The sequence below is a fragment of the Mucilaginibacter oryzae genome (genome assembly GCF_003148845.1).
In the GTDB taxonomy this organism is placed as follows: Bacteria; Bacteroidota; Bacteroidia; order Sphingobacteriales; family Sphingobacteriaceae; genus Mucilaginibacter; species Mucilaginibacter oryzae.
Genome location: NZ_QGHA01000003.1, coordinates 165,918 through 190,043, shown reverse-complemented (window position 1 = coordinate 190,043; position 24,126 = coordinate 165,918). Strand labels below are relative to the sequence as shown.

The 24,126-nt window shown below is 43.2% G+C and carries 23 protein-coding genes; 14 read left to right on the top strand and 9 right to left on the bottom strand.

The genetic code is table 11. From position 1 onward, the window contains the following. Window positions 1-26: 26 nt before the first annotated feature. Window positions 27-362: a MerR family transcriptional regulator gene (locus LX99_RS10070; RefSeq protein WP_022831743.1), complete on the bottom strand. Its 336-nt coding sequence runs from the start codon at window positions 360-362 to the stop codon at window positions 27-29. A 187-nt stretch (window positions 363-549) separates the two neighbouring features. On the opposite strand from LX99_RS10070, the gene alaS reads away from it, so the two are divergent. Then, the gene (alaS, locus tag LX99_RS10065; protein WP_109607770.1) at window positions 550-3,240 is read left to right on the top strand and encodes an alanine--tRNA ligase; all 2,691 of its coding nucleotides are present in this window, start codon (window positions 550-552) and stop codon (window positions 3,238-3,240) included. Between the two features lie 186 nt (window positions 3,241-3,426). Here alaS and LX99_RS10060 read toward each other — a convergent pair whose 3' ends face one another. Then, window positions 3,427-3,939, bottom strand: a complete 513-nt coding sequence (locus LX99_RS10060; protein ID WP_109607769.1) for a hypothetical protein — start codon at window positions 3,937-3,939, stop codon at window positions 3,427-3,429. Window positions 3,940-4,413: 474 nt separating this feature from the next. Here LX99_RS10060 and gatB point away from each other — a divergent pair, with 474 nt between their 5' ends. The 3 genes from gatB to LX99_RS10045 all read left to right on the top strand — a co-directional run bounded on the left by gatB (window position 4,414) and on the right by LX99_RS10045 (window position 7,825). Beyond that, window positions 4,414-5,883 carry an Asp-tRNA(Asn)/Glu-tRNA(Gln) amidotransferase subunit GatB gene (gatB, locus tag LX99_RS10055; protein ID WP_109607768.1) on the top strand — a complete coding sequence of 490 codons (1,470 nt, stop codon included), beginning with the start codon at window positions 4,414-4,416 and terminating at the stop codon, window positions 5,881-5,883. Further along, window positions 5,884-7,029 (top strand): TlpA disulfide reductase family protein, encoded by a 1,146-nt coding sequence (locus LX99_RS10050; RefSeq protein ID WP_109607767.1) that lies wholly within the window; start codon window positions 5,884-5,886, stop codon window positions 7,027-7,029. It begins immediately after the preceding gene. A gap of 106 nt (window positions 7,030-7,135) precedes the next feature. Beyond that, window positions 7,136-7,825 (top strand): response regulator transcription factor, encoded by a 690-nt coding sequence (locus LX99_RS10045; RefSeq protein WP_022831601.1) that lies wholly within the window; start codon window positions 7,136-7,138, stop codon window positions 7,823-7,825. Between the two features lie 82 nt (window positions 7,826-7,907). On the opposite strand, the gene arsB is transcribed toward LX99_RS10045, so the two are convergent. From arsB to LX99_RS25620, 5 genes are all read right to left on the bottom strand, one after another. Further along, complete coding sequence (gene arsB / locus LX99_RS10040; protein ID WP_109607766.1) at window positions 7,908-8,984, bottom strand: ACR3 family arsenite efflux transporter; 1,077 nt, start codon at window positions 8,982-8,984, stop codon at window positions 7,908-7,910. Window position 8,985: 1 nt separating this feature from the next. Continuing rightward, on the bottom strand, window positions 8,986-9,411 hold the full coding sequence (locus LX99_RS10035; RefSeq protein ID WP_109607765.1) for an arsenate reductase ArsC: 426 nt from the start codon (window positions 9,409-9,411) through the stop codon (window positions 8,986-8,988). Window positions 9,412-9,420: 9 nt separating this feature from the next. Beyond that, window positions 9,421-10,260 (bottom strand): arsenite methyltransferase, encoded by an 840-nt coding sequence (locus LX99_RS10030; protein WP_109607764.1) that lies wholly within the window; start codon window positions 10,258-10,260, stop codon window positions 9,421-9,423. 40 nt (window positions 10,261-10,300) lie between these two features. Beyond that, the gene (locus LX99_RS10025; RefSeq protein WP_022830379.1) at window positions 10,301-10,630 is read right to left on the bottom strand and encodes an ArsR/SmtB family transcription factor; all 330 of its coding nucleotides are present in this window, start codon (window positions 10,628-10,630) and stop codon (window positions 10,301-10,303) included. Between the two features lie 139 nt (window positions 10,631-10,769). Beyond that, window positions 10,770-11,255: a hypothetical protein gene (locus tag LX99_RS25620; RefSeq protein WP_170122667.1), complete on the bottom strand. Its 486-nt coding sequence runs from the start codon at window positions 11,253-11,255 to the stop codon at window positions 10,770-10,772. 180 nt (window positions 11,256-11,435) lie between these two features. Between LX99_RS25620 and LX99_RS10015 the strand changes: the two genes are divergently transcribed. The 3 genes from LX99_RS10015 (at window position 11,436) to LX99_RS10005 (ending at window position 15,001) form a co-directional block, all read left to right on the top strand. Then, entirely contained in the window at window positions 11,436-12,161 is a 726-nt protein-coding gene (locus LX99_RS10015) for an RluA family pseudouridine synthase (protein WP_022830378.1), read from the top strand. A gap of 57 nt (window positions 12,162-12,218) precedes the next feature. Beyond that, window positions 12,219-13,697, top strand: a complete 1,479-nt coding sequence (locus LX99_RS10010; protein WP_109607762.1) for a tetratricopeptide repeat protein — start codon at window positions 12,219-12,221, stop codon at window positions 13,695-13,697. A gap of 293 nt (window positions 13,698-13,990) precedes the next feature. After that, the gene (locus LX99_RS10005; protein ID WP_109607761.1) at window positions 13,991-15,001 is read left to right on the top strand and encodes a glutamine synthetase beta-grasp domain-containing protein; all 1,011 of its coding nucleotides are present in this window, start codon (window positions 13,991-13,993) and stop codon (window positions 14,999-15,001) included. Window positions 15,002-15,233: 232 nt separating this feature from the next. On the opposite strand, the gene LX99_RS10000 is transcribed toward LX99_RS10005, so the two are convergent. Next, entirely contained in the window at window positions 15,234-15,650 is a 417-nt protein-coding gene (locus LX99_RS10000) for a gamma-glutamylcyclotransferase family protein (protein WP_109607760.1), read from the bottom strand. A gap of 114 nt (window positions 15,651-15,764) precedes the next feature. On the opposite strand from LX99_RS10000, the gene LX99_RS09995 reads away from it, so the two are divergent. The 7 genes from LX99_RS09995 (at window position 15,765) to LX99_RS09965 (ending at window position 23,197) form a co-directional block, all read left to right on the top strand. Then, entirely contained in the window at window positions 15,765-17,123 is a 1,359-nt protein-coding gene (locus tag LX99_RS09995) for a glutamine synthetase family protein (protein WP_109607759.1), read from the top strand. Between the two features lie 270 nt (window positions 17,124-17,393). After that, window positions 17,394-18,431: a hypothetical protein gene (locus LX99_RS09990; protein ID WP_211318994.1), complete on the top strand. Its 1,038-nt coding sequence runs from the start codon at window positions 17,394-17,396 to the stop codon at window positions 18,429-18,431. A gap of 53 nt (window positions 18,432-18,484) precedes the next feature. After that, the gene (locus LX99_RS09985; protein WP_109607757.1) at window positions 18,485-19,354 is read left to right on the top strand and encodes an HAD-IIA family hydrolase; all 870 of its coding nucleotides are present in this window, start codon (window positions 18,485-18,487) and stop codon (window positions 19,352-19,354) included. A 388-nt stretch (window positions 19,355-19,742) separates the two neighbouring features. After that, the gene (locus LX99_RS09980) at window positions 19,743-20,795 is read left to right on the top strand and encodes a UDP-glucose--hexose-1-phosphate uridylyltransferase (protein ID WP_109607756.1); all 1,053 of its coding nucleotides are present in this window, start codon (window positions 19,743-19,745) and stop codon (window positions 20,793-20,795) included. A 146-nt stretch (window positions 20,796-20,941) separates the two neighbouring features. Then, window positions 20,942-22,006: an aldose epimerase family protein gene (locus LX99_RS09975; protein ID WP_245927887.1), complete on the top strand. Its 1,065-nt coding sequence runs from the start codon at window positions 20,942-20,944 to the stop codon at window positions 22,004-22,006. Between the two features lie 86 nt (window positions 22,007-22,092). After that, entirely contained in the window at window positions 22,093-22,470 is a 378-nt protein-coding gene (locus LX99_RS09970; RefSeq protein WP_109607754.1) for a DUF7674 family protein, read from the top strand. A gap of 280 nt (window positions 22,471-22,750) precedes the next feature. Further along, window positions 22,751-23,197, top strand: coding sequence for a KTSC domain-containing protein (locus LX99_RS09965; protein WP_109607753.1), 447 nt, complete (start codon window positions 22,751-22,753; stop codon window positions 23,195-23,197). Between the two features lie 3 nt (window positions 23,198-23,200). Here LX99_RS09965 and LX99_RS09960 read toward each other — a convergent pair whose 3' ends face one another. Continuing rightward, window positions 23,201-23,791 (bottom strand): nucleotidyltransferase family protein, encoded by a 591-nt coding sequence (locus LX99_RS09960; RefSeq protein ID WP_109607752.1) that lies wholly within the window; start codon window positions 23,789-23,791, stop codon window positions 23,201-23,203. Between the last annotated feature and the right edge of the window lie 335 nt (window positions 23,792-24,126).

Genomic DNA, 24,126 nt, shown 5'->3' with positions numbered 1-24,126 from the left:
CAAATTTTCAGATGGTAATTAGGTACTTACATCTGGTCGCGCACTTCTAACAGGAATTTTTTAAGGTTTTCGAGCGAATCGATAACGCGCTGGTTATCTCTCGTATCGCCCATATTGTTTTTCAGGTGCTCTTTTGCGCCGTTAAGCGTGTAGCCTTTATCGCGGATGAGGTGGAAAATGATTTTGAAGTTTTCTATATCTTCCGGGGTAAAATAGCGGTTGCCCTTTTTGTTTTTTTTAGGCTGAAGGATATCGAACTCTTTTTCATAAAAACGGATCAGCGACTGATTTACATCAAACATGGCCGATACCTCGCCCATGGTGTAGTACATCTTGCTTATTTCACGTTCTTTATACGGCATAATACAAATGTAAGTGTTTGTTGTTGAAGTCCGCAAGTCCGCAAGTCGGAAAGTCCGTAATTTTTGTTAATCATTTATAACTCAATAAACAAATGATTTTGCAAATGTTTTAATACAGACATTTTACACCGCTAACTTTCCGACTTACGGACTTTCGGACTTTCCGACTATTATTTACCTTTGCCCCATGACTGCTACCGAAATACGCCAGGCTTTTCTTGATTTTTTTGTTTCCAAGGGGCATACCATTGTTCCTTCGGCACCTATTGTAATTAAAAACGATCCAACCCTGATGTTCACCAACGCGGGGATGAACCAGTTTAAAAATATATTTTTAGGCGAGGCCGCCCCCAAAGCGCCCCGCGTAGCGGATACGCAGCGTTGTTTACGTGTATCAGGCAAGCACAACGATTTGGAAGAGGTGGGTATCGATACCTATCACCACACCATGTTTGAGATGCTGGGTAACTGGAGCTTTGGCGACTACTTTAAAAAAGAAGCCATTGCCTGGAGCTGGGAACTGCTTACCGAAGTGTACAAGCTGCCTAAAGATCGCCTGTACGTTACCTACTTTGAAGGCGACGAAAGGGAAGGCCTTGAAGCAGATACCGAAACTTACGAACTGTGGAAACTGTATGTAGACGAAGCCCACATCCTCCGCGGAAATAAAAAAGACAATTTTTGGGAAATGGGCGAAACCGGTCCCTGCGGTCCCTGCTCGGAGATCCACTTCGATAGCCGCTCGGATAACGAGCGTGCCGGGGTTGAAGGCGCCAAACTGGTAAATGCAGATCATGACCAGGTTATCGAGATCTGGAATAACGTGTTTATGCAGTTTAACAGGCTTAAAGATGGCTCGTTGCAATCGCTGCCTGCCAAACACGTAGATACCGGCATGGGCTTTGAACGTTTGGTGCGCGTGCTGCAAGGCAAAACATCAAACTATGATACCGATGTTTTCCAGCCGATGATCCAATTTATTGCCGAAAAATCGGGCAAAAAATATAACAGCGCTGCCAAACCCGGCGATGCTGATTGGAATGATGCTGTAGCCATGCGTGTAATGGCCGATCATATCCGGGCTATCAGCTTCGCTATTGCCGATGGTCAGTTACCGTCTAATAATAAGGCGGGTTACGTGATCCGCAGGATTTTGCGTAGGGCTGTGCGGTACTCATATCAGTATTTAGGCTTTAAAGAGCCTTTCCTGAATCAATTGGTGCCTTTGTTGGCTGATCAGTTTAAAGGGGTATTTGATGAATTGTATTCCCAAAAAGATTTTGTGCAGAAGGTTGTTTTGGAAGAAGAAAATTCTTTCTTAAGGACCTTAGAGAATGGAATAGACAAATTTGAAGAGTACACAAGTCTCATTAAAACCGCGAATACATCCAGATTAGTAGAAGAGGTTGAATTAGACCAAAATGTAAAAAAAGTTTTAGCAGGTAAATTGGCTTTCGAATTATCGGATACGTTTGGCTTTCCGATTGATTTAACTGAGTTAATGGCTCGTGAAAAAGGTTGGACAGTAGATATGAACGGGTTTGAAGACGCTCTTGCTGAACAGAAGACGCGCTCCCGCGCGGCCACTGCCATTGACACCGGTGACTGGATCGTCCTTAAAGACGACGAATCGGTAGAGTTCACCGGCTACGATGAAACCGAAACTGTTGCCCACATTGTAAAATACCGCAAAGTAACCGCCAAAGGCAAAGAGCAATACCAATTGGTGTTGGATAAAACACCTTTCTACGCCGAAAGCGGTGGCCAGGTAGGGGATAAGGGCGAACTGGTTTTCCCGGATGGCGAAATCATTGAAGTTACCGACACCAAAAAAGAAAACGGACTGATAGTTCATTTCACCGATAAACTGCCGCAGGATATTGACGATGCTTTAACCGCCATTGTTGATCCGGCTTTGCGCAGCCAAACCAATAGCAACCACTCGGCCACGCACTTGCTGCATGCGGCCATGAAACAGGTGCTGGGCACGCACGTAAACCAAAAAGGTTCGTTGGTGAATGCCGATTACCTGCGATTCGATTTTTCGCACTTCGCCAAAGTTACTGATGAGGAACTGGCGCAGATTGAAGCTATCGTCAATCAAAAAGTACGCGAAAACATCCCCCTTAAAGAAGAACGCAGCGTATTATATGCCGAAGCTATTAGCAGCGGCGTAACCGCCCTGTTTGGCGAAAAATATGGCGAGTACGTACGCGTAATCACTTTTGATGATAATTTCAGCAAGGAGCTTTGCGGCGGTACGCATGTAAAAGCAACCGGGCAAATCGGTTTCTTTAAAATTATTGCCGAAAGCGCTGTAGCCGCCGGTGTGCGCCGTATAGAAGCCATTACCGGTGTAGCTGCCGAAAAATATATCGTTACGCAAAACGCGTTGGTTAATCAACTGAAAGAGCTACTTAAAAATCCAAAAGATCTTTCAAAAAGCATCGAAAACCTGCTGGATGAAAACGCAAAACTGAAAAAGGAGATCGAAAAATCGATCCTCGAAAAATCAGCAGGCTTAAAAAACGAACTGGCTCAAAAAGCCGAAGCTATTGGCGATATTAATTTTATTGCCCAAAAAGTTGCCCTGCCTAATGCCGATGCGGTTAAAAACCTGGCTTACCAGTTAAAAGATATCGTAAGCAACCTGTTTTTGGTATTGGTTGCAGATTTTGATGGCAAACCCAGCATCACCGTTATGATTGCCGAAAACCTGGTGAAGGAAAAAGGCCTGCATGCGGGTAACATTGTAAAAGAGCTGGCTAAAGAGGTTAAAGGCGGTGGCGGCGGTCAGCCGTTTTATGCTACTGCCGGTGGCAGCGATGTAAGCGGGTTGGATAATGTGCTGGTAAAGGCCAGAAGTTTTGTAGGGTAATATAAATCCAAAAAATGTAAACCTACAAGTCATTATAAGGTACGAAGCAATCGCAAGGAGGCAAGGTTGCCCTGCATAGTTCGCGATTGCTTCGTACCTCGCAATGACGGTTGGAGGTATAAAAAAAGAGACGACCACCCGATTCGGGTGGTCGTCTCTTTTTTTATTAAAATTACTATTGGACAATTAATGGCGGTGGCCGTTATGACGCCCGTTGTCATGTCCATGTTTTACAACTACTGTTCTGTTTATTACCCGGTTATGCGGATGGTTTATAACCTTTGTACGGTTCACCACTCGGGTGCGGTTTACAACGCGGGTGTGATAATTATCGCGTACAATTACGTTACGGGTGCCGCGGTAACGCGCGTAAGTGTCGCGGTCGTGTTTAAAATATGTGTATGCCCTTGGGCGGTTTACGGCTACTTTATAGCCGGTAGCAATGTTATAGCTCGCATAGCGCGGAGGTAACGAATTTCTCCAAACCCAGTTTCCGCCATCTAAATAAACATATTGATGGGTGGGCACATAGTAATAGCTTTCCACATCCGGTAAATAATAGTAATTAACGCCGGCATATTCGGCAGGCGGGTTCCAGGTGCCAATGTGCACATTTAAACTTACCTGGGCCTGTGATTGGGTTACGGAAGCAGCCAATATAAAACATCCGGCAAGCATTCCTAAAATTAACTTTTTCATGGTACGTGTATCTTCTAAAAATATTGAGGCACTTAATTCAATTTTTGTGCCGTTTACTTAGATAGACATATAGCTGTCATAATGGTTTAATTTTGGCGCCATGCAGCCTCATTGCAACCTGCTGTATGGTACAGGGTGTTCAATTTTAAAAGTGTGAACACTTTAGTTTTTTTTAAAATTGTATTTTATTGTTAATCAATGTTTTAAGAAAGTTGTATTTTATTCCAAAGTGCCATTCTGAACACATTGCTGTTGATAGTCAAGTACTTGCGATTTTTGCTTTTAAAACAGTGAACACCCGTTTTTAAAAAAGTGAACACCTGTGCCGGCACCAATCTCTATAATTTCCACCTCACAACTATGGTATTGTACTTTTACCCTTGTTTTTAAAAGTAAAATGCTGCCGATACTGTATTAATCTTTATATATTTGACTTTTATAGCTCAGTAAAATCATAGCTGAATTTTTATTTTTATGACAGTTCTCGCAGACGGGGTAGCTGAAAAGTACGAGGTGGTAATAGGCCTTGAAGTACACGCGCAGTTATCTACACTAAGTAAGGTATTCTCGGCAGACTCTGCTGCTTTTGGTGCCGAACCTAACCGCCATGTTAGCATGGTATCGCTGGGGCATCCCGGTACATTGCCTTTTATCAACAAAAAAGCGGTTGAATATGCCGTTAAAATGGGCCTGGCTTGTAATTGTACCATCAATTTGAATAATAGCTTCGCCCGTAAAAACTATTTCTACGCCGATTTGCCTAAAGGGTACCAGATTAGCCAGGATCAGGCGCCTATTTGCCTTCGTGGTTATGTGCCGGTGAAACTGGCTGATGGTACTGAAAAAAATATAGCCCTGCACCACATCCATATGGAAGAAGACGCGGGCAAAAGCATGCACGATCAGCACCATGCCGATTCCCTGATCGACCTGAACCGGGCGGGCGTTCCCCTCGTTGAGATCGTATCTGAACCCGATATGCGCAGCGCCGAAGAGGTTGGCCAGTTCCTTACCGAAATGCGTAAAATACTTCGCTACCTGGATATTTGCGATGGCAATATGGAAGAAGGCAGCATGCGTTGTGATGCCAATATTTCGGTACGCTTAAAAGGTGCCACTACTTATGGTAACCGTTGCGAGGTTAAAAACCTCAACTCTATCCGTAACGTGCAACGCGCTATCGAACATGAGTTTATCCGCCAGGTAAATATTATTGAGGCCGGTGGCCATATCGACCAAAATACGCTGAACTTTAATGCCGATACCGGCGAAACGTCGGTATTGCGCTCAAAAGAAATGGCTAACGATTATCGCTATTTCCCCGAGCCCGATTTACCGCCGCTGAAGTTAAGCCTGGAGTATGTGGACAACATCCGCAAAGCCTTACCGGCCTTGCCTGCGCAACTGGTTCAAAGATATACGCAAACCTTAGGCCTTTCGGCTTATGACGCCTCGGTAATTACTGCCGACAGGGATACCGCGTTTTACTTTGAAGAACTGATAAAACATACCGATCATTACAAAGCGGCTGCCAACTGGATGATGGGCGCTGTGCGCTCATACCTTAATGATCATGGCCAAAGCATTGGTAACTTTGCTGTTACGCCTGCTAACCTTGCCACCCTCATCAAACTAATTGACAGCGGCGTGATAAATAATTCTGTAGCTTCGCACAAATTGTTCCCTGTCATGATCAGTCAGCCGGGTAAGGATCCCCATGATCTGGCTAAGGAACTTAACCTGCTGATCAGTGCCGATGGTGATGATGTAAGCCGTTTTATTAAAGACGCCATTGCCAAATTTCCTGATAAGGTTAAGGAATACCAAAAGGGAAAGAAAGGCGTTTTAGGCCTGTTTATGGGCGAGATCATGAAAAGCTCGAAAGGGAAGATTGATCCGCAAAAAACTAACCAGCTGTTGATAAAAGAATTAGAAGCTAAATAGATGAAAGTTAAAAATATGGCTGCAGCCGCGTTGCTATTGCTTAGCGCGGGCATGTACTCTTGTAAAAACGAATCGCAGTTCAGTGTTTCGGGAACCATCAAAAATCCGGGCAAACTTAAAGGGATTTATCTGATCGAAGTGGATAGCTCGGGTTTAAAGGTTGTTGATTCAACTTCGCTGGGCGAAAATGGTAAGTTTGAATTTAAGCATGTTGCGCTTTATCCCAACCTGTTTAAGTTAAAGATAGGCAATACCAGCCCGCAGGGCAGCGAAATGCAGGGCGAAAACCTGTACGATTTTATTGCCAAAAACGGTGATGACATCGAATTTACTACCGATAATAACGACCCTAAGCACGATTATACCATTAAAGGTTCGGACGATTCGGACAAGATCAAAGAGTTTAACCGCATCAGTAATACCTACAGCGATAAAAACGCCAAACTTTTTGCCGAGTACCAGGAGAAAGCGCATGGCGAACGTAACGATTCGTTACTGAAAATTTACATGCCGGTGTTTTTGAAAAACGTTAACGATGGCGCGCAGGCGGTATTAAAGTTTGTAAATGATAACAAAAAATCATTGGCAGGTTTTTACGCGGCCACGACACTCGATCCTACAAAATACGAATCGCAGTTGATAAAATTTGCCGACGAGATCAGGGGCGAGTTTAAAGATAACCCAACCGTGCAAAAGTTTATCGCGCAGATGGATAAGGTAAAGCCGATCTCTATCGGTCATAAAGCCCCGGAGTTTACGGTTACCGGTATTGATGGCAAACCGATAAAGCTTGCCGATTATAAAGGTAAATATGTAATGATCGATTTCTGGGCATCGTGGTGCCAGCCTTGCCGCATGGAAAACCCTAATGTGGTAAAGCAATACAACACCTTTAAAGATAAGGGCTTTAATATTTTAGGGATCTCGTTGGATAAAGGTAAGCAGGAGTGGCAAAAAGCTATCAATGATGATAAGTTAACATGGGCGCACGGCTCGGATCTGAACGGCTTTGAAGGCCCTACAGAAGCGCTTTATCATATAGAGGCCATTCCCTCAAATTTCATTATCGATCCGCAGGGAAACATCGTTGCCAAGAACATCACCGGGGCCGATCTTGAAGCTTTTTTAAATAAAACATTTAAATAGCCTCAATTTACGGTTAATATAAGGTAACGTTTAACAATTTGTTAATATTAGTTTAACCATTAGCTGTTGTTAAGCGTATACTTTTACACAAAGAAATTAACGCAACATGAGCAGCACCGCCAAACAGAAAATACTTATTGTTGATGACGAACCCGATATCCTCGAACTGATTGAGTACAACCTCAAAAAAGAAGGTTACCAGGTTTTTTTAGCCCGCAATGGCCAGGAAGCTGTTGCCGAAGCTAAGAAAGCGCTTCCTGATTTGATTGTGCTGGATATCATGATGCCTAAAATGGACGGCATTGAAGCCTGTCGTATTATGCGCACAATGCCCGAGTTTAAGAATACATTCATGGTATTTTTAACAGCGCGCAGCGAAGAATATTCGGAAATTGCAGGTTTTAACGTTGGGGCCGACGATTATATAGCTAAGCCCATTAAGCCGCGCGCCCTGGTGAGCCGCATTAATGCTATACTGCGCCGTAACGCCCCAGCCGAAGATGTAATTGATAATAAACTGGAAATAGGCGACCTGGTGATTGACCGCGAGGCATACCTGGTTTATAAAAACGGTGTTAAAGTGGTTTTGGCAAAAAAGGAATTTGAACTGCTTTACCTGCTGGCCTCAAAACCGGGCAAAGTTTATACCCGCGAGGTGATCCTGAAAAATATCTGGGAAGATTCGGTAGTGGTAACCAACCGTACTATTGATGTGCACATCCGTAAACTGCGCGAAAAACTGGGCGACGATTGTGTTGCTACAGTAAAAGGCGTAGGTTACAAATTTGAAGCATAGTTAAGCAGTAAAAACTTACTATAAAAAAAGCGATCTGCACCAGATCGCTTTTTTTATGCCGGTTATTTTTACAGCTTTGGGGCTAAGCCCTGGTTGTATCAGGAAAATACTTGCCCCGGAACCAGTAAGCCACGTTAACCAGCGCGATTAATGCGGGTACCTCAACAAGCGGACCGATCACGCCGGCAAAAGCCTCGCCCGAGTTAATGCCGAACACACCAATGGATACCGCAATGGCAAGCTCAAAATTATTGCCAGTGGCTGTAAAGGCAATAGATGTACTTTTCGAATAATCGGCGCCAAAATATTTGCCCGTGAAGAAGCTAAGCAAAAACATGATGGCAAAGTACACTATTAAGGGTATGGCAACGCGCGCTACATCCATAGGTATGCGCACTATCAGCGCCCCTTTAAGGCTAAACATTACCACAATGGTAAATAGCAAGGCAATAAGCGTTAGCGGTGAAATAAACGGAACAAATTTATGCTGAAACCAATCCTGTCCCTTTATTTTAATTAACGTATACCGGCTGATAACGCCCGCGGCAAAGGGAATCCCGAGGTATAAACCAACGCTTTCTGCAATCTGGACAATGGTAATCTGTACATTATGCCCTTTAAAACCAAACAGCGGCGGAAGTACCGATATAAAAATATATGCGTACACGCTGTATAAAAACACCTGGAAAACGCTGTTGAGTGCAATCAACCCGGCCGCGTATTCGGGGTTGCCATCAGCAAGATCATTCCAAACCACCACCATCGCTATGCAGCGGGCAAGACCTATCAATATAAGCCCATACATGTAGTGTGGATAATTGTGAAGAAAAGCCAGGGCCAAAATGAACATCAGGATGGGGCCTGCTATCCAGTTTAAAGTAAGAGAAGCAATCAAAACTTTGGTGTTTTTGAATACCTTACCCATTTGCCCGTAATTTACCTTAGCCAGGGGCGGGTACATCATTAATATCAACCCGATAGCCAGCGGTATATTGGTTGTACCGCTCGAAAATGAATTGATAAAGGCGGGCGATGATGGTATAAAATAGCCTATAGAAACACCCGATATCATCGCCAGAAAAATCCATAGGGTAAGATAACGGTCAATAAAGCCAAGGCGTTTTCGTTGGGCAACGGGGGAGCAATTATTGGCAGCCATATCAAATAGTTTTAGTTAGGTATTGGTGGCTAAACTTTTGGGTATACTCCTTGATCTGTTCGCGTACCTGCCTGAATGATGTCATTATCTCCTCTTCTGTCCCGGCGGCTTTTGCCGGATCTGGAAAATTATGGTGAAGGCGTTTTACATTCCCCGGAAAGAAGGGACAGGCTTCGTTGGCGTTATCGCAAACGGTGATTACATAATCAAAGGGGATACCGGTATACTCATCAACATGGTTTGAGGTATGATTGGAAATATCTATACCATCTTCGGCCATAATTTGAATAGCCCGCGGGTTTACGCCATGCGTTTCAATCCCGGCGCTGTAAATGTTTGCTTTGTCGCCTGCGAAATACTTTAAATATCCATGGGCAATCTGGCTGCGGCAACTATTGCCGGTGCACAATACTAATACGTTTTTCATGTTGGGTTATTAACAACAGCCCGGCTCACAGCAGGCCTTTATTTCGGGTTTTTCGGCATAAACGGTAACACTTACAATGGCGCCCCTGCCATTTTTAAATTCGGCTATTTCTTCTGTTGAAAGGTAATTGCCCAAAATATCATCAGGGATAATGATTGATTTTTCTTTTTGAACAGTGATATTGCTGAACCCGTTTTTGCTGATCAGCCCAAGGTATTCCTCTTTTTGAATAGCGCCCGATACACAACCGGCATACATTTCTGCCGCCGAGCGGATTTTTTCGGGCAGGGATCCGGTTAAAACAATATCCGAAATGCTGAAGTGCCCGCCAGGTTTCAACACGCGATAAATATCTTTGATAACAGCATCTTTATCAGGCACTAAATTTAAAACGCAGTTGCTTACCACCACATCGGCCTTATTGGCTGTTACCGGCATGTTTTCAATATCTCCAAGGCGGAACTCAACATTGTTATAGCCCAGCTTATCCGCGTTTTCGCGGGCTTTATTAATCATGGCTTCGGTAAAATCAATCCCGATCACCTTACCTGTCTCGCCGGTTTCGGCCCGGGCAATAAAGCAATCGTTACCGGCCCCGCTGCCCAGGTCAATTACCACATCGCCCTTTTTTATGCGCGCAAATTGGGTTGGCAAGCCGCATCCAAGCCCAAGGTCGGCGCCGGCGTTATAGCCCTCCAGTTCGGTATAATCCTCACTCATAATGTTATAAACTTCGGTGGAGCAGCCGCCCGCGCCGCAGCATGATGCCTGGTTGGTTTCCTTATCCTGTAAGGCTATTTCGCTGTATTTCAGCTTTACCAGTTCTTTTAATTCGTGATTTGTTTTCATTTATTTATTGCAATATTGCGATTAATTAAAGCAAAAAATTTTAACAGCAGTTGTTAAAGTTTTGGTACGATGAAAAGAGTTTATTCAATTCATCATTTAAACTTTTCCAGGCCACAGGTTCAATACAATAGCATACGCTAACGCCTTCAATAGAGCCTTGTATCAGTCCCGCGTTTTTTAATTCTTTCAGATGTTGGGACACCGTGGGTTGAGCTAACCCCAATTCAGCCGACAAGTCGCCACAAATGCAGGCTTTAGCCTCGATGATCAGCTGTAAAATAGCTATGCGGGCCGGGTGCGCTATGGCTTTAAGCTGAATAGCGAGTTTGTTTTGCTCGTCGGTAAATATTTCTGTTTTAGTGATTCCCATAAATTATATTGCAATATTACGATTAAATAAATTGATGTCAATAACTAAATGTAAGTTTTTAATAGGAAAGTAATTGGTGATTTATGAACCGGCTGGCAAGGCTTACGAAGTAATTAACTCCGTAAGCCCTGAGGATGTGTTATTTAGCTGCAGCAGCAGCTTTCTTTTTCACTGCTGTTGCCGCTTTTGCCGTTTTTGTTGCAACTGCTTTTTTGGCGGTATTTGCTTCTGTTTTTGCTTTTGTTGCAATCGTTTTTGCTTTAGCAGCGGCCTTGTCTTTTACTGCGGTTGCCGCTTTTCTAGCATCGGCAACTTCGGTTTTTGCTTTGGCGGTAATTGCTTTGGCTTTGGTATCAGCTTTGGTTTTGATATCCGCAGCTGCGGTTTTCGCTTTCGCTGTCACTTCATCAGCTTTTTTAACGGCTGCTTTTTTGGTAGCAGCAGCTTTTTTAGTGGCTGTTGCCTTTTTGGTCGTTACTTTTTCTTTTATGTCGTCAATTTTTTCTTCGGCCGCTTCTTTTACGTCTTCGGCTGTATCTTTGGTGCCTTCCCAAAGGCTCTCAATGGTTTCTTTAACCTTCTCGAAAAATCCCTTTTCTTCAGGTTGAGTTGAGTTTGTACTCATGATGTTTTTATAGATAGATTAATTGAATATGATATAATTATGCAATCAACACCGTTGTTTATATATTGTTTTACAGGGAGTTGATGACTGTCGTTTAAATAACTTGCAGCGAAATCGCCTTTAAACATATCGGCTGGCAGTTGATAGCGGTTTAAATTATAAACCGTACTTTTGCAGGCTATGAAGTTTCCGAAATTTGCCGACCAGATACTGTTTGAAAACGATGATGTGATAGTGGTAAACAAGCCGCCGTTTATCAGTTCGCTTGATGAGCGTGGCGACGCTGCAGGCGAGATCAGTATGCTGCGTTTGGCTAAAGCCTACTGGGCTGATGCCCAGATTTGCCACCGGCTGGATAAGGAAACCTCGGGCGCTTTAATTTTTGCTAAAAACCCGGAAGCGTATCGCTCGGTATCTATGCAGTTTGAAAGGCGCAAGGTTAAAAAAGTGTACCATGCTGTTATTGACGGTACCCATACCTTTGATAACCTGGTGGTTGATTTACCCATACTGAACGTAGGCAAGGGCACGGTAACCATTAGCCGCCAGGAAGGTAAAGCCGCCGAAACCTGGTTTAATTCGTTAAAATACTACAAACATTATACGCTGGTAGAGTGCCGCCCGGTTACCGGTCGTATGCACCAGATCAGGATCCACCTCGCTACGCAACGTGCCTCAATAGCCGGCGACGAGATGTATAAAGGCCAGCCGGTTTACTTATCTAAACTGAAACGAAAATATCACTTAGGTAAGGAGCAGGAAGAACTTCCTATCATGAAACGCTTCGCCTTGCATGCATACGAAGTGACTTTTAGTTTGGGTGTTGATAATGAGTTAACTATACATGCACCGTACCCTAAGGATTTTGAAACGCTTTTAAAATTGCTTGATAAATTTGATAGTTAACCAAATAATGAAACAAAGTGTTTGATATTACGTATAGCCAGTGTATTTTTATGCCTAATGTCCAACTGTTTTAAAAAGTTATCCCTGTTTGCTTTATTGGTGATGTTTGGTATTGGCTGTGCTGAGGCCCGTTCCTTCGTATACCTGCCCGAAGACAGTTTGCTTAGTTTTATTAAGATCAGCAATAAAAATCAGCAGCAAAAAAAACTGGTTAACTATATCAAGCTCCGCTTTCAAAGCGGGCCGGAAGCTTCTATCCCGCAAGGTAAACTGGAAGTGTTCCGCGAACTTGATAAATTCGAGGTAAGTGACAGGGAAGCCCTGAAGTATTTCATCGAAAGTACTATACTACGCCGCTATTCTAACCTTAACGGGGCCGAGGGTGCCATGATTAAGGCTATCAACCAGGCATCGAAAGATAAATCTGATTTTTTAACGTACTCGTTTTTAAGTCACCTTGCTTTTATCCAAACAGATAAGGGCGATGCCATAGGCGCTATATATAGTTATGGCCTGGCGCAAAAAGAGGCCTTGAAATTAAACGACCCGCAGTTGCAGGTAGTGCTCAATATCAATATCTCAGATCTTTACTATAAACTTAACCTGTACGATCAGTCGTTATTTTATCTTAACCAGGCCTTTGTGGTGAAGGAGCAAAATAAGATTAACGATGACAGATTCTATACGGTTATCAGCTATAACAAGGCCGAAAATTTTTTTAGAATGGGACTGATCGATTCGCTGAAGCTTTGTCACGATCAGTTGCTCGGGCCTAAAAACAAGAGTTATAAGCTTTTTACCTACCAGGGCCGCACCGCGTATTATCTGTCATTGCTTAACCACAGGTATCCTGAAGCCATTGAACAAATTAAAGCGCTGCAAGCCAGTAAGCAATATGTGGCAAACGATGTTGATAATCAAAACCTGGCCGATTGTTTTTATAAGAATTCGCAACCCGATTCGGCAAAAAACATCGTGGATGAATTGCTTGCTAAACCTTATTCGGCAAATCATCCCGAAATAAAGTACCACCTGTACGAATTGTTGGGTAAGATAGCCCGCGACAAAGGTGATTATGAAGCTGCAGCCGCAAATTTCGATCTCGCGCTTAAGCAATCTGAAGAGCGGATCAACAACACCACTCAGCTGGGTAATATATCAGCGCAGATCAAGATAGATAAAATTGAAAGCTCATTTACCGATACCGCCGAAAGGTACCGTCGTGAGCGCCTTATTTTGATTCTAATTATTGTTGCCTTTGTGTTTATGCTGGCCGTAATTGTACTGCTTTACCGCAGCATAAGGCAAAAGCGCCATTACGAAAAACTACTTTACGATACCAAAAAACAGGAACTCGCCTTTATCAACTCGCACGAAGTACGCAAGCACCTTACCAATATATTGGGTATTGTTGAGCTGATGAATGAAAGTAAAGACAAGCGGGCCGATTTTGCCGAGGTTGAGAAGCATCTTTACAGTTCGGCCAGTAAATTGGATGATGCCATTAAAAATATCTCCGAAAAATTGAGCGATTAACACCTGTTATTCGCTTTTTTTATATCTTATGATGTCGCAAAATTCCTCTGTTTGCAATATTGTTAAAAAAACAGGCGGATTTATGTAGTAAAATATCAAATTGTTAAAAATTTGTTTTTTAATGATTTATATTATGTTTTTTTAGCGGTTAGAGCCGTATTCTTGAAAAAAAATTCAAAATTTCTTAACATTTGTAATGATTTTTGTAAAAATAATTTAAATTCGCCTTAATAATTATTGAGATTAATACAAAAACTATAATTAGAACCCCAACTTTACAAATTAATTAAAAAATGGCAACAAAACTCGAGTACATTTGGCTTGATGGCTACAAACCAACTCAAAGCCTGCGTAGCAAAACAAAAATCGTAAAAGAATTTAGCGGTAAAGTAGAAGATTTAGATAACTGGAGCTTTGACGGTTCTTCGACTGAGCAGGCACCAGGTGGTTCATCAGATTGTATCTTGAAACCAGTTTTTGTTGTTCCTGATCCGCAAAGAAAAAGCGCTTACCTGGTAATGTGCGAAGTATTAAGCGCCGATGGTCAGCCACACGAATCAAACGGCCGTGCCACTATCGCTGATGATGATAATGATTTTTGGTTTGGTTTTGAGCAGGAATATTTCCTGTGGGATCCATCAACCAACAAACCGCTTGGTTTCCCGGCAGGTGGTTACCCTGGTCCGCAAGGCCCTTACTACTGCTCGGTAGGTGCTAAAAACGCTTTCGGTCGCGAAATTGTTGAGGAGCACTTAGATGCATGTTTAGAAGCTGGCTTAAACGTTGAAGGTATCAACGCCGAGGTTGCTGCTGGTCAGTGGGAGTTCCAGATCTTTGCTAAAGGCGCTAAAGAAGCCGGCGACCAGATTTGGGTTGCACGTTATTTATTGGAAAGAATTGGTGAAAAATACGGAGTTGCTGTTAACTGGCATTGCAAACCGCTTGGTCAATTAGACTGGAATGGTTCTGGTATGCACGCTAACTTCTCAAACTCAACTTTACGTTCTGCCAACAGCAAAGAAACCTTTACAGCTATCTGCGAAGCTTTCCGCCCTGCCGTTGCCGAGTGTATTGCTGTTTATGGCGCCGATAACGATCAGCGCTTAACCGGTAAACACGAAACCGCTTCAATTCACGACTTTAGCTATGGTGTATCTGACCGTGGTGCTTCTATCCGTATCCCTCTTTACGCTGTTGAGCACAACTGGAGCGGTTACCTGGAAGATCGTCGCCCTAACTCGGCTGCAGATCCATACAAAGTTGCTGCTGTGATCATCAAAACTGTAAAATCAGCAAAATTGTAATTATTCCCCTTAAATAACTTATAATACGCCCCTCCCGATGTAAAACTCGGGAGGGGTTTTTTGTTAATCTTTTTTGGTTTCGGTATCCATCAGTTTTAATATGGATGGCATCCGGTAAGCGCCTTTCATCGCTTTATTTGAACAGGTTGCTCATCGGTCCAATTAAACAAAACGCCGACGGCTTTGGCCTTGTCTTCGGTATAATAAACATCAATGGCAAGCAGCATGTTATTTAAGCAGATTTATTTGAAAGGTATTCAACATAGTTTCCGTTTGCTATTTGAGGATATTGATTAACCGGAAGCGCGTATAAATATACCCAGCAGGTTACCATACCGTTGCAGGTTTCAACCTCGTGAAGCACCCGTTTGTACTCGTGAGGCGGCAGATCGGCAGGACCAATGCCTTCATAATCGTCAAGTACCGTTAATACGCCTGTTATATCGTTCATTAAAAATATGGTGCCGTAAACGTAGGTGCGCGAATTTTCATCTGCTATTGCACCCGGGTATCGGCCTATATCATAAAGCCTGCCCTTTAATCTGCCGGAACTAATGAGTTGGCAATGTTGGTTGAGATATTGACCAAACTCGTTCCCCGGCAACAGCAACGTTCCGTAAACAAACAAATAAGCGTTTTCAGTTTCCATTAATAATAAAACAAAGGTAACGGGATGTTCGTATTAAACAGGCGACGGCTTAATTTTTAGTTTAAGCCATAATAACTATCTTGCTCAACCTTAAAACCGGCCATAACTTTTAACATGAACGCAGAACAAATTAAAGCTTATATCGAACAAAACAACATCCAGAAAATCAAATTCGCTTTTGCCGATATTGATGGCGTTTTGCGCGGAAAGGTAATCCATCCCAAAAAGTTTCTGGATGGTTTGCAAAGCGGTTATGGCTTTTGCGATGTTGTTTTTGGTTGGGACAGCAGCGATGTTTGTTACGATAACGTACAGCTTACCGGATGGCAAAGCGGTTACCCCGATAAACTGTGCCGTATTGATCTGTCGACCCTGCGCAATGTGCCATGGCAGGATGATATTCCGTTTTTTATAGCTGATTTTAGCAAGCCGGATGGTAATGATCTGCCCGCCTGTCCGCGCAGTTTATTAAAACATATTAAGGCGCAATGCGATGATATGGGTTATCACGCCGAATTTGCGCAGGAATTTGAATGGTTCAACTTTAAAGAGACACCCCAGAGCCTGGCCGATAAGAAATTTACCAACATCGAGCCGCTTACACCGGGGATGTTTGGCTATTCGATATTGCGCACTTCAGAAAACAGCGATTTTTATTATGATCTGTTTAACCTGCTCACCAAATTTAATGTACCTATTGAAGGGTTGCACACCGAGACCGGTCCGGGCGTATATGAAGCCGCCATTTTGCATGATGAAGTTTTAGCCGCTGCTGATAAGGCTGTTCTGTTTAAAACAGCGGTAAAAGAAATAGCTTATAAACACGGTATTATGGCCTCCTTCATGGCAAAATGGACTGAAACTTTGCCGGGTTGCTCGGGCCATATTCATCAAAGCCTGTGGACCAAAGACCAGTCCAGAAACCTGTTTTACGATACCGGTGATTTAAATAAGATGAGCGATTTACATAAGCATTACCTTGCAGGCCAGCTATATTGCATGCCGCATTTATTGCCGATGTATGCGCCAACCATTAACAGTTATAAACGCCTGGTTGAAGGTGCCTGGGCGCCTACCACCATTACATGGGGTGTGGAAAACCGCACTACAGCCATCCGCATCATCAATACTACCGAAAACTATACCCGCCTCGAAACGCGAATCCCCGGTTCAGATACCAACCCTTACCTGGCTATGGCTGCCGCGTTGGCTTCGGGCCTTTATGGTATTAAAAATAAGCTGGAGTTGACTATTGAACCAACCGTTGGCAATGGTTACCAGGATAAGCGCAACGGCGTGTTATGGCCTAACCTGCATGCTGCCGCTACCGCTATGCAGCAATCTGATCTGGCCAAAGAGTTGTTTGGCGAGGGTTTTGTTGAACATTTTACGCAAACAAGGCTATGGGAATACCGCCAGTTTGCCAAAAGTGTTACCGACTGGGAATTGAAGCGTTATTTTGAGATAATCTGAACCGGGATTTGGGGGGATTTTCCGGAGGGCAGGATTTTTTTGTCTGAACTCGAATTTGGGAGAATTGTTAGAATTTTTCGAATTAGCCTGGCATTCTGTTAATTCCTTAATTCGATAAATTCGAGTTCATACAAAAATCGCGCCCCTTTTTTAAAATCCTACCCATCCCAAAAATCCCCCCAAATCCCGGTTCAGAAAATATCATATATTTGCATCCTCATTATAAACCGAAGCTGCCATTGGCGTAACTTTGCCGGCAGAATTATACAAATGGACTATTCTTTTATTATCCGCAAGGCCTGGGAGGGGTATGACGCGTCGAAAACTATCCGCGACATTGAAGAGATCAGCGCGATGGTATCCACCAATCACGTTTACCGCATTACGTTCGACGATGACGATATTATCATTGCCAAGCTATCCTATTTTGGCAAATTTGAAAACTTTAAAGAAGATCATCGCATTATCCAAACCCTGGCCATTAACCTGCTTTATCCGTTTGAAAACTTTTTGGCACGCTCGCTACAAAAAAATAATCGCGTTTATATTTATCATCATAAGCAGGGCAAAGTGGATGCCTGGGTGGTGTTTTATAACCCAACCCGTATTTTAGAGCGTTTACCGCGTAGGCTGGAAGAAAAGCATATCAAAAAGCTGGGCCAGCAGGTAGGCAAATTTCATAAAGCCTGTTCGAGGGTTAAAAATGTATTGCCCAAATCATCAAAAACATTACGTACCGATATATCGGCCTTGTTACAGCAGCTGGATGCCGATCCTAAGCAATTTGGTAGCGGTATGCAGGCCGATTTTCTGAAATATCATTGCGAAACTTTCCTGAAAAACCGCTCTAAATATAATATGAGCTCGTTCGAGATCATCCCGGTATTTATCGACTGGAATATCGGTAACTTCTCGGTAACGCCCGACCTGGAACTGTATTCGCGCTGGGATTATGATTGGTTCAGGATGAGCTATCGTTTGCTGGATTTTTATTTCTTTAGTCGTGTGGTATCTGATGTTGGCGACCGTACAGTATTCAGCTATGTAATTAATACCATGATGGAAGACCGTTTCATCATCTTTTTAAAAGAATACCACAAAGTAAACCCGCTTACAGCCGATGAGATCAGGTTTTTGAAAGAAGCTTACCGCTTTTTTATCCTGAATTACGTGGTTAAAGATGGAAAGCACTTTTTTAACGAACAATATGCCAAAAAACTGCAGGCTGAAGCATTTGATGTGTATTTACCATCGGTAGACAGGGATTTTGATGCCGAAAAAATTATCGGGGCTTTAAAATTAAAATAGGTTAACTATCTTTCAGACCTGTTTAATGTGCTAACCCTAAAATATCTGAAAGTATGACCCGAATAGACAACTTTAAATCCATTATTGATAAATATGAAGTTGTTTTTTTTGATGCCTTCGGGGTTTTGAAAAATTACGGGGGCTTACTGCCGGGAATTGAAAATACTTTTGCTTATCTGCAGGAGCAAGGCAAAGAGTATTTCATTGTAACTAACGATGCCTCGCGCAGCCCGGTACAACTGGCTGAATCATATAACGCTAAAGGCCTTACCGCTATAACTCCCGACAGGATCATATCATCAGGGATGCTGACTAAGGAATACCTCGATTTAAAGGTGAATGATGGTATTGTAGCCTACCTTGGCACGCCCGATTCGGCCCATTATATTGATAGTTCCGGCTTGCACACCTTACCCGTTAGCGAGGTTAACGCGGGCAATATAGATAGTGTAAACGCGCTGGTGTTTTTAGATGATGAAGGCTTTGAATGGGAACGCGACCTGAACAAAACCGTTAACCTGATGCGGAAGCGTACCATCCCGGCTATCGTAGCTAATACCGATCAGGCTTATCCGGTTACCAAACAGGATGTATCGATAGCAATAGGCGGTCTTGCCAGCATGGTTGAAAAAATTGTGGGTAAAGCCTTCATCCGCTTTGGCAAGCCCGATTCACAAATGTTTATGTTTGCCTATGATCTGCTGCGCGAGCGGAGGCCCATCAGTAAAAAGGATATCGTAATGGTAGGGGATACCCTGCAAACCGATATTTTGGGCGGTAATAAATTTGGACTGGATACCGTACTGGTACTATCCGGCAACACTCAGGCTAAAGATGCAGAAAGCAGCATAACCTCAACCGGCATTGTACCAACCTACATCTGCGATTCGGCAGTGGTGGAGCTGGGTGGATTGGGATTTTAAAGACACGAAGCAAGTTTTTAATGTGTTTCATGCAAAGGCGCTAAGCCGCAAAAATTTTTAGATTGCCTGTGGCTTTAGTATTTGAAACTTTGCATAATTAAATCTGCTACAAGCCGGACCTTACTTTTTTCTTGGCGCCTCTGCGGCTTTGCGCGCTTAAAAATCTTCGCCATGCAAAATCCGCAACCATCACACACGTTATGTGCTCAAACCCATCGCAGGTTTAGTTTTCTTCCACAAATCGTCTCAATCTTTCTACCATTTCTACTTATTTAAAAAATGCTATTTTAAATGTAATGTTTACATTTATTTTTGCCACCTTTGAAATCGTTAAGGTATAACTGTCTGCCTTACATGTATAGCCAATTATTACCTGATTTTAAAAACTATGGACACAAACTTCGACTTAAAAGAGCATCCTCACAGTAGGTTAAACATTTTAACAGGCGACTGGATCCTGGTATCGCCGCACCGTACCAAACGCCCGTGGCAGGGCAAGGTTGAGGCTGTACAGGCAGATGATCGTCCGCAGTACGATCCGGCCTGCTACCTTTGTCCAACCAATAAACGCGCCGATGGCAGCGAAAATCCAGATTACAAGGGCAGCTTTGTATTCACCAACGATTATTCATCATTATTATTAAACACCCCTGATGGTGGTTTAAATGAGGATGAGTTACTGGTAGCCAACAGCCAGAAAGGAATTTGCAGGGTAATCAGCTTTTCGCCAAGGCACGACCTCACCCTGCCGCAAATGACCACCGAAGAGATTGCCAAGGTGGTTGACGTATGGCAAAACGAATTTCAGGACCTGGCTTCATATCCATGGATCAAACACATCCAGATCTTTGAAAATAAAGGCGATATTATGGGCTGCAGCAATCCGCACCCGCACGGGCAAATCTGGGCGCAAAACAGCTTACCGGTTGAAGTTGCCAAAGAAACCCAGCAGCAAAAACTGCATTTTGAGCAAAGAGGTACCAGCCTGCTGGCCGATTACCTGGCGCTTGAATTGAAAAAACAAGACCGCGTGGTATTTGAAAACGAACATTTTGCGGTATTGGTGCCATTTTGGGCCGTTTGGCCTTATGAAACCATGATTATCAGTAAGCGGCATGTTACCAGTATCCTTTACTTTACCGACGAGGAAAAAGTTGCTTTGGCCGATGCCATCAGGCGATTGACCATCAGGTACGATAACATGTTCGAAACCTCATTCCCTTATTCGGCTGGTATGCACCAGTCGCCGGTTAACTCGGGCGATCATCCTTACTGGCACTGGCATATGCATTTTTACCCGCCGCTGCTGCGTTCGGCAACGGTAAAAAAATTCATGGTAGGTTATGAAATGCTGGCCAATCCGCAGCGCGATATCACTGCTGAATTTGCCGCGGAGAAGTTAAGGGGCTTAAGCGAGGTACACTACAAAGCGAGGGAGTAAATGAAAAAGCGCTATTTTTAAACCAAACTATAACCAGGCCATTTATGAGAAATTTATTTAAAGGCATTTCGTTAGCAATTTTACCGGCGTGTAGCCTATATTTGGCAGCTTGTAATCAAAATTCAACCTCACAGAAAAACACTACTATGGCGGATAGTACCCAAACAACAGCATCGGCATTCGAAAAAACAATCGATGGAAAACAAACTCATTTGTTCACCCTTAAAAACAAAAATGGCGCTATCGCTACCATCACCAATTACGGTGGCCGCGTAGTAAGCCTTTTAGTGCCCGATAAAAACGGCAAACTGACCGACGTAGTTTTGGGTTTTGATGATGTGGAGGGTTTTGAAAAATCAACCGAGCGTTATTACGGCGCTACTATTGGCCGCTATGGTAACCGCATTGCTAAAGGACACTTTAAAATAGATGGCAAGGATTATCAGTCGTCAATCAACAATGCGCCAAATATGCTGCACGGCGGTAAACACGGTTTTCAGGAAGTGGTTTGGGATGGCAAAATGATCGATTCATCAACGGTTGAACTTACTTACCTGTCGAAAGATATGGAAGAAGGCTTCCCCGGTAACCTGAATGTTAAAGTTATCTACAGCCTTACTGATGACAACTCGTTTAAATGTGAGTACGAGGCTACAACTGATAAAAAAACCGTAGTTAACTTAACTAACCATGCCTTTTTTAACCTGAACGGCGAAGGCAGCGGAACAATATTGGATCACCTGGTGCAAATTAATGCTGATGCTTATTTGCCGGTTGATGCAGGTTTGATTCCAACAGGTAAAATTGAGAAGGTTGCCGGTACACCTTTTGATTTCACCAAACCTGAAACTATTGGCAAACGCATTAACGAGGATAATGTACAGTTGAAAGACGGTAAAGGTTATGATCATAACTTTGTATTAAACAAGCATGACATGGCTACCCCAATTGCTACGGTTATCGGTGATAAAAGCGGCATCAAAATGGAAGTATTTACCGAAGAGCCGGGCTTACAGTTTTATAGCGGTAACTTTATGCAGGCTAAAAACGTGATGAAACGCGGCATTAAAGATGAATACCGTACCTCGTTCGCGATGGAAACACAGCATTTTCCTGATTCGCCTAATCAACCGCAATTTCCATCAACCGAGTTGAAGCCGGGCGATACTTATAAAACGCAATCTATTTACAAGTTTTCGGTAGTGAAATAATTTGTGTGGAGATATCAATTAAGTCCTGCCCAACGGCGGGACTTTTGTTTTTTTATAAAATAAGTAACTTGTATATATAAGTTTGAATGAGTGCCTGGAGAAGAAGAGCAATAGAATGCCTGCCTGATTTTAAAAAAGAGTTTGAAGACCCTGAAGCTTCAATCTACAGCGTATTTATGCATTTACTCCCAGGCACCGTGGTTGCGCATCAAACCAATGATATAATTCAGCTAAAACGTGTTTATGATTTTGCCGAATGGTGTTTCAACCAAAAATCGAAGGATTTGTGGAATGCCGCCGGCGTGAGTTTTTATGAGCATTTAGGCGATAGGATGGAAACCTTACAGGCCATGCATACTTGGGTGAAGCGAGATATTTATTTAGAAATAAGAGGACTTTTAGAGCAAAGGTTGGATGATGTAACCATGAAGGAGTTGGATGGGCGTTATGGGATACGTAAATGAATTTTCCCTATAAGGCAATGTATCTATTAGCGATTACCGACAACCGGTCGTGACGACACGACCTCGTGGGGAGTAATTGAAGTTACAACTTCTCCGCAAGGCCGTGTCTTCACGGCCGGTTCCTTATCCTCCTCGCTCCCTCACAATCCCTTAACAAAACCATAATTAATCTCCTGATTTTTCCTCGTTTAAAAAGCGTACCTTTGCGCCGTTATTTTCTAAAAGTCAGTATTTTACAATTTACACAGCTGTCTTTCAACGGAAATACCCCAAAATCAGCATGAAAAAAATTGTCGACTACAGGAAACTCTTAGGCGTAACCGAAACAGCCGAATTAAGCGAATTAAGGTCAGTATATAAAAGCCTCATGAAAACCTGGCATCCCGACAGGTTTCAGGATGAGGGTAGGGTTGAAGCTGAAGAAAAAAGCAAAACCATTATCGAAGCTTATCACTTTTTGGTAAGTATAGCTCCCGAAACCCGCGCCCAAACCCTTGCCGAATACACCGCAACCACTACGCAATCAAACATCGCCGATTTTGAATACAAACAGCAGGTATTGAAAGTTGAGTTTTTGGATGGCAACGTGTACGAATATTTTGACGTACCCCGTGCAGTTTACACCAAACTGGTTAATGCCGATTCGCCCGGCCGTTTTGCGCGCAGGCATATTTTTAACGAGTTTGTTTACCGTAGCGTGAATAAGCTTGTAGCTTCGGCCCAATAAAAATCAGCCGACCTGGTTTAGTCTTTCCAGATCGTCGGTGGTATCAATATCAATAGCCCCCAAAGGGAAAGGAATAGTTAATAGATCATCGGGGTGTGCCCCGATGATTTTTTTTGCGCCTTCCTGTCCTTTTAACCGGAGTAGTTCGGGGAAATATTTAACGTCGAATAGTGCCGGGGCGCCAACTACATCCCGGTAGCTGCTGGCTATAATGCCGCAGTCGCTATGCTCTTTTTTATCGGTTAATTGTGATATTAAAAAGGGATCGACAAATGGCTGGTCGCACAACATTAAAATAACGGATGTTACCTGTGGTTGCAACCGCAGCATTTCTGACACGCCCAAGCGTATAGATGAGGCCATGCCTTCCTGCCAATCGTTATTATAGCATATATGCACTGCTTGTTCAGATAGGTTAGGACGGATCACCGTTTCATTGGCGCCGAGCACCACAATAACTTTTTGACAATGCAGGCAGGTTAGCGCCGTTTGAACAGCACGCTGTAACAGGGTTTTACCCTGGTAGATAAGGTTTTGCTTTGGCGAGCCGAAGCGGCTTGAGGCGCCTGCTGCTAAAATAATGATCCCTGTCATTGATAAATTGTTTAGTTAGGCCGATGTGCTGCGTTCATCATCCTGCGCGGTTGGCACAATGCTGCAAACGCTTTTTTAAAATTTTCCTTTAATCCGGGCTCAGGGGGCTTCCCGTTTATAGTGCTATATAGCAGACATGTCTTTATTACGGTAAATGTTTAATTAAAGTTATAGTTACGTGCGTTAATCGATAATAAATTGATTTTTTTAATGCCTGGGATTGTTGTTGGTAATGTTTTGGTTTTTATAAATTACTTATTGGTTAAACTTTGAATTTGGCGGGACACATATCCCGGTAAAAATACATTTCGTTAACAAAAATCTACAAGGTTAAC

What these genes read in the sequence shown, in the direction of transcription:
- LX99_RS10070 (WP_022831743.1), bottom strand. Translation starts at nt 362, where the DNA reads ATGCCGTATAAAGAACGTGAAATAAGCAAGATGTACTACACCATGGGC.
- alaS (WP_109607770.1), top strand. Translation starts at nt 550, where the DNA reads ATGACTGCTACCGAAATACGCCAGGCTTTTCTTGATTTTTTTGTTTCC.
- LX99_RS10060 (WP_109607769.1), bottom strand. Translation starts at nt 3,939, where the DNA reads ATGAAAAAGTTAATTTTAGGAATGCTTGCCGGATGTTTTATATTGGCT.
- gatB (WP_109607768.1), top strand. Translation starts at nt 4,414, where the DNA reads ATGACAGTTCTCGCAGACGGGGTAGCTGAAAAGTACGAGGTGGTAATA.
- LX99_RS10050 (WP_109607767.1), top strand. Translation starts at nt 5,884, where the DNA reads ATGAAAGTTAAAAATATGGCTGCAGCCGCGTTGCTATTGCTTAGCGCG.
- LX99_RS10045 (WP_022831601.1), top strand. Translation starts at nt 7,136, where the DNA reads ATGAGCAGCACCGCCAAACAGAAAATACTTATTGTTGATGACGAACCC.
- arsB (WP_109607766.1), bottom strand. Translation starts at nt 8,984, where the DNA reads ATGGCTGCCAATAATTGCTCCCCCGTTGCCCAACGAAAACGCCTTGGC.
- LX99_RS10035 (WP_109607765.1), bottom strand. Translation starts at nt 9,411, where the DNA reads ATGAAAAACGTATTAGTATTGTGCACCGGCAATAGTTGCCGCAGCCAG.
- LX99_RS10030 (WP_109607764.1), bottom strand. Translation starts at nt 10,260, where the DNA reads ATGAAAACAAATCACGAATTAAAAGAACTGGTAAAGCTGAAATACAGC.
- LX99_RS10025 (WP_022830379.1), bottom strand. Translation starts at nt 10,630, where the DNA reads ATGGGAATCACTAAAACAGAAATATTTACCGACGAGCAAAACAAACTC.
- LX99_RS25620 (WP_170122667.1), bottom strand. Translation starts at nt 11,255, where the DNA reads ATGAGTACAAACTCAACTCAACCTGAAGAAAAGGGATTTTTCGAGAAG.
- LX99_RS10015 (WP_022830378.1), top strand. Translation starts at nt 11,436, where the DNA reads ATGAAGTTTCCGAAATTTGCCGACCAGATACTGTTTGAAAACGATGAT.
- LX99_RS10010 (WP_109607762.1), top strand. Translation starts at nt 12,219, where the DNA reads ATGTCCAACTGTTTTAAAAAGTTATCCCTGTTTGCTTTATTGGTGATG.
- LX99_RS10005 (WP_109607761.1), top strand. Translation starts at nt 13,991, where the DNA reads ATGGCAACAAAACTCGAGTACATTTGGCTTGATGGCTACAAACCAACT.
- LX99_RS10000 (WP_109607760.1), bottom strand. Translation starts at nt 15,650, where the DNA reads ATGGAAACTGAAAACGCTTATTTGTTTGTTTACGGAACGTTGCTGTTG.
- LX99_RS09995 (WP_109607759.1), top strand. Translation starts at nt 15,765, where the DNA reads ATGAACGCAGAACAAATTAAAGCTTATATCGAACAAAACAACATCCAG.
- LX99_RS09990 (WP_211318994.1), top strand. Translation starts at nt 17,394, where the DNA reads ATGGACTATTCTTTTATTATCCGCAAGGCCTGGGAGGGGTATGACGCG.
- LX99_RS09985 (WP_109607757.1), top strand. Translation starts at nt 18,485, where the DNA reads ATGACCCGAATAGACAACTTTAAATCCATTATTGATAAATATGAAGTT.
- LX99_RS09980 (WP_109607756.1), top strand. Translation starts at nt 19,743, where the DNA reads ATGGACACAAACTTCGACTTAAAAGAGCATCCTCACAGTAGGTTAAAC.
- LX99_RS09975 (WP_245927887.1), top strand. Translation starts at nt 20,942, where the DNA reads ATGGCGGATAGTACCCAAACAACAGCATCGGCATTCGAAAAAACAATC.
- LX99_RS09970 (WP_109607754.1), top strand. Translation starts at nt 22,093, where the DNA reads ATGAGTGCCTGGAGAAGAAGAGCAATAGAATGCCTGCCTGATTTTAAA.
- LX99_RS09965 (WP_109607753.1), top strand. Translation starts at nt 22,751, where the DNA reads ATGAAAAAAATTGTCGACTACAGGAAACTCTTAGGCGTAACCGAAACA.
- LX99_RS09960 (WP_109607752.1), bottom strand. Translation starts at nt 23,791, where the DNA reads ATGACAGGGATCATTATTTTAGCAGCAGGCGCCTCAAGCCGCTTCGGC.